General features: G+C 58.8%; 13 protein-coding genes and 1 tRNA gene. 3 read left to right on the top strand and 11 right to left on the bottom strand.

Annotation, left to right across the window (positions count from 1 at the left end; translation table 11 throughout):
• Positions 1–10: 10 nt before the first annotated feature.
• On the top strand, positions 11–949 hold the full coding sequence (locus AAAX35_RS04060) for an FAD-dependent oxidoreductase (protein ID WP_349091206.1): 939 nt from the start codon (positions 11–13) through the stop codon (positions 947–949).
• Positions 950–1,104: 155 nt separating this feature from the next.
• Entirely contained in the window at positions 1,105–1,716 is a 612-nt protein-coding gene (locus tag AAAX35_RS04055) for a DUF1836 domain-containing protein (RefSeq protein WP_346981274.1), read from the top strand.
• 73 nt (positions 1,717–1,789) lie between these two features.
• Here AAAX35_RS04055 and AAAX35_RS04050 read toward each other — a convergent pair whose 3' ends face one another.
• The 6 genes from AAAX35_RS04050 to AAAX35_RS04025 form a co-directional block, all read right to left on the bottom strand.
• A complete protein-coding gene (locus tag AAAX35_RS04050; protein WP_349116836.1) occupies positions 1,790–2,656 on the bottom strand; it encodes a DegV family protein in 867 nt (288 codons plus the stop codon).
• A gap of 164 nt (positions 2,657–2,820) precedes the next feature.
• The gene (locus AAAX35_RS04045) at positions 2,821–3,948 is read right to left on the bottom strand and encodes an NlpC/P60 family protein (RefSeq protein ID WP_349116835.1); all 1,128 of its coding nucleotides are present in this window, start codon (positions 3,946–3,948) and stop codon (positions 2,821–2,823) included.
• Between the two features lie 32 nt (positions 3,949–3,980).
• Positions 3,981–4,511, bottom strand: a complete 531-nt coding sequence (locus AAAX35_RS04040) for an adenine phosphoribosyltransferase (protein ID WP_118227237.1) — start codon at positions 4,509–4,511, stop codon at positions 3,981–3,983.
• A gap of 40 nt (positions 4,512–4,551) precedes the next feature.
• Positions 4,552–5,430 carry a MerR family transcriptional regulator gene (locus AAAX35_RS04035; protein WP_349116834.1) on the bottom strand — a complete coding sequence of 293 codons (879 nt, stop codon included), beginning with the start codon at positions 5,428–5,430 and terminating at the stop codon, positions 4,552–4,554.
• 3 nt (positions 5,431–5,433) lie between these two features.
• A complete protein-coding gene (locus AAAX35_RS04030; protein WP_006236002.1) occupies positions 5,434–5,868 on the bottom strand; it encodes an FHA domain-containing protein in 435 nt (144 codons plus the stop codon).
• A 66-nt stretch (positions 5,869–5,934) separates the two neighbouring features.
• On the bottom strand, positions 5,935–6,639 hold the full coding sequence (locus tag AAAX35_RS04025) for a CDP-alcohol phosphatidyltransferase family protein (protein WP_349116833.1): 705 nt from the start codon (positions 6,637–6,639) through the stop codon (positions 5,935–5,937).
• Between the two features lie 665 nt (positions 6,640–7,304).
• Here AAAX35_RS04025 and AAAX35_RS04020 point away from each other — a divergent pair.
• Positions 7,305–8,096 carry an SDR family NAD(P)-dependent oxidoreductase gene (locus AAAX35_RS04020; protein ID WP_349116832.1) on the top strand — a complete coding sequence of 264 codons (792 nt, stop codon included), beginning with the start codon at positions 7,305–7,307 and terminating at the stop codon, positions 8,094–8,096.
• A 953-nt stretch (positions 8,097–9,049) separates the two neighbouring features.
• Here AAAX35_RS04020 and AAAX35_RS04015 read toward each other — a convergent pair.
• From AAAX35_RS04015 to AAAX35_RS03995, 5 genes are all read right to left on the bottom strand, one after another.
• Positions 9,050–9,126 (bottom strand) — tRNA-Pro (locus AAAX35_RS04015).
• An 80-nt stretch (positions 9,127–9,206) separates the two neighbouring features.
• Positions 9,207–10,421: a bifunctional phosphopantothenoylcysteine decarboxylase/phosphopantothenate--cysteine ligase CoaBC gene (gene coaBC, locus AAAX35_RS04010; RefSeq protein WP_233504593.1), complete on the bottom strand. Its 1,215-nt coding sequence runs from the start codon at positions 10,419–10,421 to the stop codon at positions 9,207–9,209.
• 2 nt (positions 10,422–10,423) lie between these two features.
• Entirely contained in the window at positions 10,424–11,143 is a 720-nt protein-coding gene (locus AAAX35_RS04005; RefSeq protein ID WP_117769698.1) for a hypothetical protein, read from the bottom strand.
• Positions 11,140–11,949: a Nif3-like dinuclear metal center hexameric protein gene (locus AAAX35_RS04000; protein WP_117769697.1), complete on the bottom strand. Its 810-nt coding sequence runs from the start codon at positions 11,947–11,949 to the stop codon at positions 11,140–11,142. Before AAAX35_RS04000 ends, AAAX35_RS04005 begins: the two co-directional genes overlap by 4 nt.
• Positions 11,946–13,124 (bottom strand): aminotransferase class V-fold PLP-dependent enzyme, encoded by a 1,179-nt coding sequence (locus tag AAAX35_RS03995; RefSeq protein ID WP_349116830.1) that lies wholly within the window; start codon positions 13,122–13,124, stop codon positions 11,946–11,948. The genes AAAX35_RS04000 and AAAX35_RS03995 overlap by 4 nt, the downstream gene beginning before the upstream one ends.

Here is a 13,124-nt window from a genome sequence, read left to right as displayed (position 1 = left end):
AGGATTCTTCATGACTACCGATCAGCCGATTGATGTTGCGATTATCGGTGGAGGCCCCGCGGGCTATGCTGCCGCCATTTACGCTGCGCGTGCCAACCTGACGACGACCGTGATTGAGCAGGGCATGTCGGGTGGACAGATCGCCACGACCAATGAGGTCGAGAACTATCCGGGCATTCCGCTCTTGAGTGGCGCCGAACTCGGCGAGCGTTTTCAGCAACATGCAGAGGGGCTGGGAGCGCAGGTTACATGGAGCATGGTTACGGGTATCGATTACGATGCCGATGCAGCGCTGTTTACGGTGCATCACGATATGGGCGATACGCTTGCCTCGAGCGTTATCGCTTGCATGGGTGCCACGCCGCGTCCGGCAGGTTTCGCTGGCGAGGATACCTATCGCGGTCGTGGCGTTTCATATTGCGCAACATGTGACGGCATGTTCTTCCGCGGCAAACAGGTCTTTGTAATCGGTGGTGGCAATTCGGCATGCGAAGAGGCACTGTTCCTGTCAGACATTGCCAGCAGTGTGACCATCGTGCTGCGCCGCGACCAGTTCCGTGCGCCTGATGGTGTTGTTCAGAAAGTACTCAAAAAGGACAATATTACAGTTAGGTACCAAACTAGTATTGTTGAGCTTTCTGGTGAAGCGATGCCCACGACAATTACGTTCAAGGACAATGCAAGCGGTAAGACGCATGCTGAGACCTTTGAGCCTGGCTCGTTTGGCATCTTTGTCTTTACCGGGACGCAACCCCATACCGAGCTTGTTGAGCATCTTGTCGATCTGGCGCCTGATGGCGGCATTCTGACTGATGAATCCATGGCGACCCGCACGCCAGGTCTATTTGCTGCTGGCGATATCCGTTCCAAGCGCTTACGTCAGGTTGTGACCGCCGTTTCTGACGGAGCCATAGCAGCAACGGGCGCATACGCGTTTCTCCGCGGATAAGTACGATAATATATCTTATGTAAGGTTGCTATCTTTAAAACAAAGTGGTTGGACGGTGCATCAATGTGCTGTCCAACCACTTTTACTTTCCTGCTATATAGTATGCAAAACTAGATAACCTAGAATACAATATAGCTAATGAACGGAGGATCCTTATGAACCACGCCAAACGCGTTATCCCGATGTCCGATTCGTCGGTCAGCATTAAGCCTGAGGATATTCAGCCCACTGTGCTGCCCGATGCATTTATTCAGTCCGATATCGTGCGCAAACTCAATACGTTGAGTCTGCCGCGCTATGACCAGTTGCCCAATGTGACGCTCTACCGCGACCAGGTCATTGAGTATGTTGCGCTGTGGATGGAGCCGCTGTCTATTTGCGTTGAGCAGCCTGTCATTACGCCATCGATGATCAATAACTACGTGAAGGTCGGTCTGGTGCCTGCTCCGGTCAAAAAGCAATATGGCCGTGAGCAGATTGCCCGCCTGATCGCTATCTGCATCTTTAAACAGGTGCTACCTATTGCTGCGGTACAGGCACTCTTTAACATTCAGCGTTTGAGCTACGATGCCCCGACGGCCTTTGATTATGTGGTCGATCAGCTCGAGGCATCGATTCGTGCGGCGTTTTCCGTCGAGCAGACTCCCGTGCCCGATACGGCGCATCAGGTAACGCGTGAGTCGCTGCTTGTGCGTAGCGCGGTATCGTCCTTCGTTTCGAAGGCTTACTTGATGAGCTATCTCAAGTTCAACGGGTTTAATAGCTAGCCGACGTATAAAACGGGCGGTACAAAAAGCCATCTGTCGCTTTGTACCGCCCGTATTTTTGCTTGATTGGACTTTATTTGCCCGAAGCCACGCCCATGCCGTAGCCGATAATGAGCCCATGCATTTCGGCATAGTATGAATCTAGCCCGTTACAGGGCATGATGATGGTTTTGGAGCCGGGCCAATGCTCGACTATGCGGTCAGTAAGCGCCTGGGCTCCAGCTTCGTTCTCAACGTGATCGATGATGACCTCACCGCCCGTAAAACCCTCGGCTTCCATGGTATCGATGATCTTGTTGAGCATCTTCTTTTCGCCACGCGTGTGCCCGACGAGTTCGATTTTACCGGCCTCGCTCGCCGTGCCCAAAATGCGGATATTGAGCTTGTTGGCAATGACGCCGGCTGCCTTAGGGATACGTCCGGCTTTGGCGAGGTTTTCGTAATTGCACAAACTGAAGAGGATTTTGCTGTTCTGTTCAAGACTATCGAAGTATGCGCAAGCATCCTCGAATGAGACATTCGGGTTGCTTGCAAGATAGCGGTCGAACAGCAGGAAAATGAGGTCCATTTTGCCGCCAGCTGCGCGTGAATTGACTAGATGAATCTGTCGGTCCGGTTCCTCGGCAAGAACCATATCGCGAGCCGTGGCTGCCGCGTTGTAGCTGCCCGACACGCCCTCAGAGATCGGCATGCAGATGGTCTTGTCTGCCAATTTGAAGAGCTCGGCCCACTCCCCTACGCTGGGACAAGCGCTCGAAGAAGCGTTCGTCTCCGCCTGAACAGCGCAGTTGAGCTCATGAACATCAAGCGAAAGGTCATCGACGAATTCACGCTCCCCCACTCGAATTTTGAGGGGCGCAAATGAAAAGGTGGTATGGGGCGCGGTCGGTTGCCAATCGCGGAGGTTGCAGCTTGAATCGGAGATAAGTGCCCAGCTCATAGAGGGTCCTTTCTAATTGTTCCCTAACAATTATAGCCATCTTGCAGACCGATTGGGTCGCTATCTAGTATTCAAAACTAGATAGCGACCTGCACGAAAGGTAAAAGAATGGACCCCATGACTCAAAGCCACGAGGTCCATATCCGATTGCTTTATCTGAATACTTAGTAGCGCACGAAGATGTAGTTATTGTTCATGCCGGCGGCAACGGAGCTGATGATAACACCCGTGTTGTAGTCGGAAGCATGAATCATCTGACCACCACCGATGTAAATGCCGGTGTGGTACGAGTTGACCACAACGTCACCGGGCTGCGGATCGGACACACGCGTCCAGCCCATAAAGGTACCCGTGGTGCCCAGGCGGCAATAGCGACCAGTGAGGCAATAGCTAACAAAACCAGAGCAGTCGAAGCTGTTCGGGCCAATTCCGCCCCAGGAATAAGCGCAACCAAGCTTACTGTATGCACGCGATACAACAGAACCGCCGTCGACGGACTGGCTCGGAGCAGAAGGCGTCGGAGCTGGAGCGGGCGTGGAGGGCTGCGGCGTCGGAGCAGGTGCCGGCGTAGGAGCCGGAGTGTTGCCGCCCTGGTTGTTGTTATTGCTGGTCTGGCCACCGTTGTTGGTCTTCTCGGTCGTACCGGCAGTCTCGTTGCTCACCGTGGCCTTCTCGGCGGTGCTGGCGTTGATGCCGGCCTGCAGCGCGGCGTTGGCCTCGGCCTCTGCGGCAAGCTCGGCTTGCAGCTGCGAATCCAGGGAGTTTACGACGTTCTGGGCTTCAGCCTGCTGGGCGTTAAGCTCGTCGACCTTCTTTTGCGTGGCGGCGACGTTCTTTTCCTGCTCGGCCTGCTTATCGGTGAGCTGCTGCTTAAGCTCCTTGACCTCTTGAATGGTCTGAGCCTGCTTATCGGAAACTTTGCCGTAGTAGAACAGACGGTTGAGCATATCGCTCAGGTCATCGACACCCGTCAGAACCTGAAGCAGGCTCAGACCGCCGGTTTTGTACTCGCCGGCGACATAGGTCGAGAGCTTGGCCTGGCCATCGGCGATCTCCTGCTGTTTTTGCGTGATCTCGCCGGCAGTCTGATCGAGCGCCTGCGTTTGCGTGGCGAGCTCATCGTAAATCTGCTGGGTTTGCGTACCGATCTGCTCGAGCTTCGTACGAGCAGCGGCAAGGTCGGATGCGGTATCGGCGTAGGCAGGAGCCGCGAGGCCCAAGCCCAAAACACAAGCGAGGGTTGCCGTAGCAGCGCAGCGTGCCATGTTTTTGTGCGTGTTTGCTGTGCGCATGTAGCTTCCTTTCCAGTAACTAAGGGTAACGGCTAGTCCACCGTCACCAGGCTAAAGAGCTCCACATCGTCATTAGACGGCGTGAGCTTCTCGCGCGGGTTGAGAAACGCAAGCTCAAGGATACAACCGTAACCGACAAGCTTTGCGCCCATATCTCGCACCAGTTTACCTGTTGCCTCGACGGTTCCGCCCGTCGCGACCAAGTCGTCCAGAATCAACACGGTATCTTTAGAGCTGATAGCGTCGGCATGGATCTCAATTGAATCGGTGCCGTACTCGAGCTCGTAGCTCTGGCTTACGGTCTCACGCGGCAGCTTGCCCGGTTTACGTGCAGGAACAAAGCCAGCGCCAAGGGCTACAGCCACCGGTACGCCAACCATAAAGCCGCGAGCCTCGGGACCCACGACCTTGGTGATTCCCATGCCGGCAAAGTGCTCGGCGAGGGCATCGGTCATGGCTTTGAGCGCCTCGGGATTGCCAAAGAGCGGCGTGATGTCCTTAAAGATGACTCCGGGCTCGGGATAGTCGGGGATATCGACGATTTGAGATTCGAAGTCGTACATTGCATGACCTTTCAATGGGTTGCCGAAATTACAGCAGCTGTTATTTGCCCGCGGTGGCGGTTCCGGAGTGCGAAGGGGCGACAACCTTGAGCGGCTTTACGAGAGAATCCTCGTGTGGAGCCGGCGCAGCTATCTCTTCGTTTTTGGCCTTGGTGGACTCGGAACGAGTGATTTCCTCATCGAGTGCATCGATGTCGGCGTCCTCGACCACGGCGTTGAGCGACTCAAAAACGCGGTTCTTGAGCAGTGCGGTGTGCACACCTTCCGTTAGGTCGTGAAGCTTCTTAAACGCACGTTCGAGCTTGGCGTCGCGCTCGTCATCGGAGGTATCCATTCCGAGCATGCTCACGAGCACCTGCTCAAACATGGAGGACTCGCGGTTGGCGGAAGACACGTACTGACGCAGGTTGCGCGGCTCGATATGGAAGCGTGACAGCTCGGAGCAGTAGCGGATGATCGGGAAATCTCGGCCATCGACGAGCTCACGATTCTGCGGACTCTTGATGATGCGAATGAGGTCGTTCTCGGCGAGCGAGCGGATAAACGAAATCTCGACGCCCAGCATATCGGGAATGGTCTCGATGGGATGCAGCTTTTGCTTAGTCTCCTTGGGCTCCGTCTTGAGCGGAACATCGGACAGCAAGCCCACCTCGTAGGCGAGCGTTGACAGGTCCGTGGCGTTTTCCAAGCGCTGCTTAATCACATTGAGCGGCATGTAGCGAGTCTTCTGCAAGTGCAGAATGACCTCTAGGCGATCAACGTCCTCCTTGGAGTACTGACGGTATCCCTTAGGCGTACGATGAGGGGTAATGAGCCCCTCATCCTCTAGAAATCTAATTTTTGAGTTCGAAAGATCGGGGTATGCGCCTCGAAGTAGGTTGACGACTTGGCCGATACTCAGATAGTTGCGTTCGGCCATGCCCTACTCACCGGTTTCGATGCGCTCCGGCGTGCTCTCGTGGTAGATGAGCGTAAACGTACCGATCTGAACGGAAGAACCGTCGTGCAGCGGGGCTGCATTGACAATGGCACCGTCGACCCAGGTACCATTGAGCGAGCCCAGGTCCTCGATGCGAGCGCCGAGGCCCTCGCGAATAATGCGCGCGTGGCTGCGCGAAACGGTCATGTCATTAAGGAAGATGCCGTTCGCGGGATCGCGGCCGATGGTGGTCACGTCGTCCTCGAGCTCAAAGGCGGCACCAGTCTGCGGACCCTTGACGATGGACAGGACGGGGGCGGTGATGCGCACGTTGGCCATGAGGTCGGGAACGGTGACGTCGCTTGAAGGCACGCGGAATACGCAGGTAGCGTCAGCAGTCTTATCATTCTGAGGCATATTGTTAACCATGTTGTCCATGACAACCCCTAACTTATCGCGGACGTGCCGCAAATAATGAACCGTACGTAATCATACCCCAACGAATCAGTCTTCGATTTCAGGGTTCAGAAAGTCGATGTCCTCGTCCTCGGGATGCGCGAGAGCCTGTTTAATGGTCACTCCGCCCTTAATGGAGTAGATGACAGCCGTGAGCATGGAGAAGATCACGCCGCCGTACACAAAGAAGATGCCGAGGGGCACCGAGCTTCCGTTGAGGCCCGGGAAGGCCGTAAGGGTTGAAGATAAAAGGTGCAGGCCGTCAATAACGGGGAAACCGAGCAGCATGAGTGAGAAGCCGGTCATGAGCAGCGCCGTGGCAATCTTTCCGGGAAAGACCACATCGATGGGGCGACGGTGATAATGACGCACGATAAGCGTGCCGATTCCCAGATAGATGTCGCGGCCAATAATGAGTACGCAGACCCAGATGGGCAGCTCTCCGCGGACCACCAGTCCAAGTACGCCGGTGAACAGCAGCGCACGGTCGCAAATGGGATCCATGACCTTGCCGAGCCACGAGACCGTCTTAGTCATGCGGGCGATCTGACCGTCCATCCAGTCGGTGGAGGCGGCAACGGCGTAGATAACGATGGCGATGACACGGTTGTTATCCGTCACAAACAGGTACAGAAATACCAGGGTGAGGATCAGGCGCGTAAAGGTGATGAAATTGGAGATCGTAAAGATCTTATTCGACGGGTAATCGGAAGTGCCGATAAGCTCCTTTTTGATCTTCTTTTTGATGCCCACAGGACTCCCCCGCTGGTTAACGACAAAACTTTCGATACTATACCCGTTCCGGCGATGTCTATCCAGCGCAAGCATAGAGAGTCCAGACATGTGGAGGACGTTGCTGGTCGGCACGTGGAGTCGCATTTGTGTACATCAGCCCCCAAAGATGCCAAAAAATAACGGCGCTGGTGAGGTGCTCTTCGCGTCAAGTCACTTTGCTTTCGAGCGCAAGGGACGCTCGAGCCAGGATGGAGAGGGCGAAAGCTACACCCTCACCGACCTCGACGGGGTCAATCGCATCGACTGCAAAAGCGGCTTCGGGTTCTACGCAGAGCCGAGGGCCGAGTCACAGTGGGCAGCAGCAAAGCGTGGTCCTGGACCTTCGCCAACGTTTCGCTGCGCAAGCTCTTTGAAGCATCGCTTGCGACGGGAAACCCGATAAGGTGGAGCTAGAGATGGCGGCGTTCACCTTTTGGTTCCACCTGCCAGCACCTCCTCTCTCGATGCCGCAAGGGTTTCTTCGCGGTGATAGACCGACACCGTTCATCGTTGTTACGGGCTCGTTCGCAAAGTCGTGAACACGCTCCCCTCTTGTTCAGCGCATAATGGTGCACCGTGTGCGGCTGTGCGGCCGCACGCTAAAGGAGATGTGCCCGCATGGGCATCGAGAGAGAGGATGCAGCATGAACCTGAGGGAGAAGTACGGTGAGTGGGGCGTGATCCTGGGCGCGACCGAGGGCGTCGGCAAGGCGTTCTGCGAGAAGATCGCCGCCGGCGGCATGAATGTCGTCATGGTCGGCCGTCGCGAGGAGAAGCTGAACGTGCTCGCCGGCGAGATCCGCGAGACCTACGGCGTGGAGACCAAGGTCGTGCGCGCCGACTTTAGCCAGCCCGGCGCGGCCGAGACCGTCTTCGCCGCGACCGAGGGCCTGGACATGGGCTTCATGAGCTACGTTGCCTGCCTGCACAGCTTCGGCAAGATCCAGGACACCCCCTGGGAGAAGCACGAGGCCATGATCAACGTCAACGTCGTGACCTTCCTCAAGTGCTTCCACCACTACATGCGGATCTTTGCCACCCAGGACCGCGGCGCCGTGATCAACGTCTCGTCGATGACCGGCATCAGCTCCAGCCCCTGGAACGGCCAGTACGGCGCGGGCAAGGCCTTCATCCTCAAGATGACCGAGGCCGTGGCCTGCGAGTGCGAGGGCACCGGTGTCGACGTCGAGGTCATCACCCTCGGCACCACCCTAACCCCCAGCCTGCTGTCCAACCTCCCCGGCGGCCCGCAGGGCGAGTCCGTCATGAAGATCGCCCTCACCCCCGAGGAGTGCGTCGACGAGGCCTTTGAGAAGCTGGGTAAGGAGCTCTCCGTCATCGCCGGCCAGCGCAACAAGGACTCCGTCCACGACTGGAAGGCCAACCACACCGAGGACGAGTACATCCGCTACATGGGCTCGTTCTACCGCGACTAGCGGCTGCCGCGGCGCGTGCGCGAGGGCACGTGCGGGTTCGCAGGTAGAGATGCGAGTGCGAGGGTTTCTTTGCGGGGGCGTGCGGATGCGGCGCCTGCGAGGGAACCCTCTTTTCATGGGTGGGCGCGACGGTATCTCTGCGCTCATCGTCGAGGGCGACCTGCCCGGCTCCCTCGCGATCTCCCCGCACGGGACCCCGCGCCCCGGCATCCTCTGGACCGTGTCCCGCTTGTGCCCAGTGGCTCGGCCGATCCGGCCCTCAGGGTATCGGATTCCCGCATTCATCCGTACTTGTTCGGATGAATGCGGGAGGTGTTCGGATGAGGTTGATATTCAAGGTGTAGACCTTTTTCTTGGTACTCCTCAAATGCGGCAGGGTTTTTCGAGTTTGTAGATGCTAATATAACCCTGCTCTCGAAAGAGGGCTCAGTCCCGGCTGGTAAACCTGACGTTTGGCGTGGTGTGCGTGACACGCATAGCGGGCATGGCCGCGATAGAATTTTCCATGCGGAGGGGCTCGACCCCATAGCGCCCCGAGGGTTTCGGGGAGGGCGAACTGGCAGGCAGGGAACCGGGATACAGGCTGTCCGGAAGGAGGGATGTAATGCCTCTTCTTCTTTTTTGCCACATCAATCTTCTGGCTTGATAGGTTTTTCGTGCGTGTGATTGGGTTGCGGAAGGGACATGCGCACGTGGCGGCCGAGCCAACCGGTGGTGGAGGTGCTGTTGACGAACTATGAGCCGCAGTGACGGGGCTCGCCGTGCGGGAACTGATCGCAATCCCCCACCCCAGCCCATGAGAGGCGATTTGAGGGGCTATATCCGGGTTGGGCGCGGCAGGTAGAAAGGCATGTCTTTATCATCTAAAAAAACAGCCGGTGACCCATTCGTGACCCATCTGGTGACCCAGCATAAAAAAAGGTCAGGCACTAGGTGCCTGACCTGCAAACTTCTGGTCGGGACGACTGGATTCGAACCAGCGACCCCTTGACCCCCAGTCAAGTGCGCTACCAAGCTGCGCCACGTCCCGAAGCTTTTGTTTGTTGCTCTGCTCTCGCTCGCAACAGGGAGTATATTAACCCGAAACTTTAGACTTGTGCAAGAACTTTTTTATAAATTTTGAAGCAAGTCCAAAATTGTATCTGCGAGCTGGGGTTTTGTTAGCACGGGAAGCTCTTGCGTACCCGTTGTGCTCACAATCCAGGCCTTGTTGGTATCGGTTCCAAAGCCCGAATCGGCGCGCGAGACATCGTTGGCGATAATGGCATCGCAGCCCTTGCGGGCGAGCTTGCGCTGCGCGTACTCCACGACGTTATCGGTCTCGGCCGCAAATCCGATCACGCATCGCTCGCCCTTCTGGCGCGAGAGCTCGGCCAAAATATCGACCGTCTCGACCAGTTCGATGCGATCCAGGCGCTCGTTGGCCTTTTTGAGCTTATGGTCCGCAGGGGCCGCGGGGGTGTAGTCGGCGACGGCGGCCGCACAAATTGCTGCATCGGCCGTCTGGAAGGCGCTCAGGGCCGCCTGGAGCATCTCTGCGGCGGTCTGCACGCGCACGCACTCCACGCCGCGGAGCACATCGAGTGATGTCGGTCCCAACACGAGCGTGACCGCAGCGCCGCGGCGTGCGGCCTCCCCCGCCAGGGCGATGCCCATCTTGCCCGAAGAGCGGTTGCCAATGAATCGCACGGGGTCGATCGGCTCGTGCGTGGGACCGGCGGTAATTACGATGCGCTTACCTGCCAGGTCCTGTGGCGCGGGGTTGAGCACCTCACAGACAGCCTCTACGATGTCCTCGGGCTCGCTCATGCGTCCCGTGTCCACGTCGCCGCAGGCAAGGTAGCCGCTGCCCGGACCCACCACATGGACACCGCGCTCGAGCAGCGTGGCCATGTTGGCCTGCGTCGCCGGCGCCTTCCACATGCCGTTGTTCATAGCGGGTGCGATCACGATGGGTCGCGGCGTCGCAAGCAGCGTGGTGGAGATGAGGTCATCGGCGACGCCGTTGGCCATCTTGGCGATGATATTGGCCGTCGCGGGCGCCACGACCACCAGATCGGGCTCCTGCGCCAGCGAGATATGGTGGATGGGGTCGGAGGGGTCGTCGAACAGGCCCACAGCGACCGGCTCGCCCGTGAGCGCACGGAAGGTGAGCGGCCCCACGAACTCCGTGGCATGTTCGCTCATGACGACCTTAACGCGGGCGCCTCGCTTTTGCAGCAGGCGCACGATATTGCACGACTTATAGGCGGCGATCCCGCCGGTAATGCCCAGCAGGATCGTTTTTCCCTCAAGTTGCATTGAATTGTTGGGTGCCGCCGTCATCGTTAGGCTTCCTTGCTGGGGAGCACGAGCAGGCGGTGGCAGTACGGGCAGTGCGTAATCTCACTGCCGTCGTGGTTGAGGTCGCTCATGGACGACGCCTGCAGCGCAGTGTGGCAGACCGTGGGGATGTTGCCCTTGATGGTCTCGACGGCCAGGCCGCGGAACTGCTTGAGCAGGCGCTCGTAGTCGGTGAGCACGTCGGTCGGCAGTGTGGCGGCAAGCGCGGTGCGCTCCTTGATGGCGGCATCAATCTGTGCCTGGAGGTCGGCGGCCTTGGCGCGGGCAGCCTTGGTATCTGCCTTCACGCCCTCCTCGAACTTGGCGATGATAGCCTGCGCGCGAGCCTCGCGGTCGAGCGCCTCCTTATGGGCGACAACGACGTCCTTGCGGGTGTGCTCGATCTTGTCCAGACGCTTGGCCAGGGTGGCGAGCTCGTTCTCCAGGTCCTGAACCTCGCGGTAGTCGGAGCCGTCGACGTGGCGCTTCTTGGCAGCCTCAATGGCGTTGTTAGTCTGAATCTCGGTGGTGTTGAGATCGTCGAGCTCAATGTCCAGATCCTTGCGCTGGGCGTAGAGCTTGGTCATCTCGGACTTGAGCTTCACATAGGTCTTGCGCTTGGAAGCGAGCTCCTTGAGCTCCGGCATATTGGCAAGTTCGCTCTTGTTACGGGCGAGCTCCAAATCGATCTGTTGCAGCTTGAGTAGCGTAGCGCCGGCGCTCATAAGTTCTCTCCTTTTGTCACAGTCCACCATTGGCAAGGGTTCAGTATTTTAATCGCATGACGGGGGTCGACCCCGGCGTCAACTGCAGAGTTCATCAATATATCAACGAACGGTTCCTCGGAGCGGTCGTGGCCGAGCAAGATCACCGACAGCCCGCGCAAGGCAAGGTCTTGCGCCACGTGGTATCCCGCCTCGCCCGTCACGACAACGTCCGCGCTCGCGGCGATGGCGAGCTCTCCAAAGTCGCCCAGGGAGCCGCCCAAAATGGCGACGGTGCGGCACGGGCGATCGGCTTCGCCCCACACACGCGGGTCGCTGCCGAAGGCCGTGGCAGCACGGGTGGCAAGATCGCGCAGCGTGTACGGGTCGTTGAGCGTTGCAAGCGCGCCCAGGCCGGTTGCCTCGGGGTCGTCCACGTGCTCCAGTGAGCTCACGGGTGCGGCACCCAGCAGCTCGCTCAGGCAGACACGGGCTTCGTGCGAGCGGTCCAGGTTGGTGTGGAGCGATATGATGCTCACGCCGCAACGGGCCGCCTCATAGAGTGCCGCGCTGCACTGGGGGCGAGTGGTATCCGCTGGACAAAACGCCTCGGGCGCCTTGATATAGACAGGATGATGCGTCAGCAGCACGTTTGCACCGGCTTCTTGGGCGCGGAGAACATTAGCTTCGGTCGCATCGAGCGCGCAGGCAACACCGGTGATCTCAGCAGCGGGATCTCCCACAGATAGCCCAACATGATCCCAGCCCTCGGCGTCCATCTTGGGGTAGCGCGCCAGCAGCGCACGTTCAAGCTCGGCGACGATCATGCGGCACCCACGATCGAGAGCAGCGTCTGGGCAAACTCGTCCAGATCGCCCGGATTCACACGGTCATCGAAGGAGATGCGCAGTGCACCCAGGGCCTGCTCGCGGCCAATGCCCATGGCGCTGAGAACATGGCTCGGGTCCATGCTGCCGCTCGAGCAGGCAGAACCGGCCGATACCTCAAAGCCGGCGGTGTCTAGCTTGATGATGAGCTCCTCGGAGTCCATGCCGTCGACGTAGATGGAAACCATGCCCGGCAGACGATCGGCCTGTGCGTAGTCGCCCATGGTGGCATGAATACGCGGATGAGCCGTAAGCGTGGCGTAGAGCTTATCGGATAAGACCTGCAGCGTCGCGCGCTCCTGGGCCACGTTCGGCAACAGCGCGGAAGCGGCAGCGGCAAAAGCAAGCTGTGTACGCAGGTCCTGCGTGCCGGCACGAAGACCGGCCTCCTGTCCGCCGCCAAAGATGCGCGGGCGCAGCGGCGTGCGGCTCTTAAGGTAGAGCGCGCCGGATGCCACGGGGCCGCCGATCTTGTGCGCGGCAACGGTCATAGCATCGACGCCCAGCTCGGTGACATCGAGCGGAATATGCAAGTACCCTTGGATGGCATCGGTATGAAACAGGGCGCCGGCAGCATGTGCGGCCGCGGCAAGCTCGCGGATGGGCTGCGCCACGCCGGTCTCGTTGTTGGCAACCATGATGCTCACGAGCGCCACGTCGTTGCCGAGCAGTTCGACAAGCGTGGCAGGCTCAATGTAGCCCATGCGGCAGGGCTGCACCAAGTCGACGGTAAAGCCGGCGGCACGCAGCAGCGGCAGGTTGTCCAGAATCGAATCGTGCTCGATGGCCGAAACGATTACACGATCGCGCTTGCGATCGCGCTGACGAGCACCCTCGGCAAGACCGAGCAGCGCCAGCTGGTTGGCCTCGGTGCCGCCGTTGGTAAGGATGATCTCGGACGGGCGAACGCGTGCGCCAAAGCTACGGGCGATCTCGCGACGAGCGACTTCTAGGCGTGCGGCGGCCTTGCGGCCAAGCGAGTGCAGCGAGTTGGGGTTGACGCCGGCAATCTCGCTGTCGTCGTACTCGCGCTGCGCAAGGAGCGCCTCGGCGCGCATGGGCGTCGAGGCGGCATAGTCAAGATTCACGGGGATGCGGTTTTGACCTGCGGTCAT

The organism is Collinsella sp. CLA-ER-H11, assembly GCF_040092445.1.
Lineage (GTDB): Bacteria > Actinomycetota > Coriobacteriia > Coriobacteriales > Coriobacteriaceae > Collinsella.
Note: the sequence above shows the minus strand (reverse complement) of the source record. Positions and strands in the feature narration are given on the sequence as shown.

Excerpts from the sequence above, each read along its gene's own strand:
- AAAX35_RS04060 (WP_349091206.1), top strand. The coding sequence starts at position 11 with ATGACTACCGATCAGCCGATTGATGTTGCGATTATCGGTGGAGGCCCC.
- AAAX35_RS04055 (WP_346981274.1), top strand. The coding sequence starts at position 1,105 with ATGAACCACGCCAAACGCGTTATCCCGATGTCCGATTCGTCGGTCAGC.
- AAAX35_RS04050 (WP_349116836.1), bottom strand. The coding sequence starts at position 2,656 with ATGAGCTGGGCACTTATCTCCGATTCAAGCTGCAACCTCCGCGATTGG.
- AAAX35_RS04045 (WP_349116835.1), bottom strand. The coding sequence starts at position 3,948 with ATGCGCACAGCAAACACGCACAAAAACATGGCACGCTGCGCTGCTACG.
- AAAX35_RS04040 (WP_118227237.1), bottom strand. The coding sequence starts at position 4,511 with ATGTACGACTTCGAATCTCAAATCGTCGATATCCCCGACTATCCCGAG.
- AAAX35_RS04035 (WP_349116834.1), bottom strand. The coding sequence starts at position 5,430 with ATGGCCGAACGCAACTATCTGAGTATCGGCCAAGTCGTCAACCTACTT.
- AAAX35_RS04030 (WP_006236002.1), bottom strand. The coding sequence starts at position 5,868 with ATGGACAACATGGTTAACAATATGCCTCAGAATGATAAGACTGCTGAC.
- AAAX35_RS04020 (WP_349116832.1), top strand. The coding sequence starts at position 7,305 with ATGAACCTGAGGGAGAAGTACGGTGAGTGGGGCGTGATCCTGGGCGCG.
- coaBC (WP_233504593.1), bottom strand. The coding sequence starts at position 10,421 with ATGACGGCGGCACCCAACAATTCAATGCAACTTGAGGGAAAAACGATC.
- AAAX35_RS04005 (WP_117769698.1), bottom strand. The coding sequence starts at position 11,143 with ATGAGCGCCGGCGCTACGCTACTCAAGCTGCAACAGATCGATTTGGAG.
- AAAX35_RS04000 (WP_117769697.1), bottom strand. The coding sequence starts at position 11,949 with ATGATCGTCGCCGAGCTTGAACGTGCGCTGCTGGCGCGCTACCCCAAG.
- AAAX35_RS03995 (WP_349116830.1), bottom strand. The coding sequence starts at position 13,124 with ATGACCGCAGGTCAAAACCGCATCCCCGTGAATCTTGACTATGCCGCC.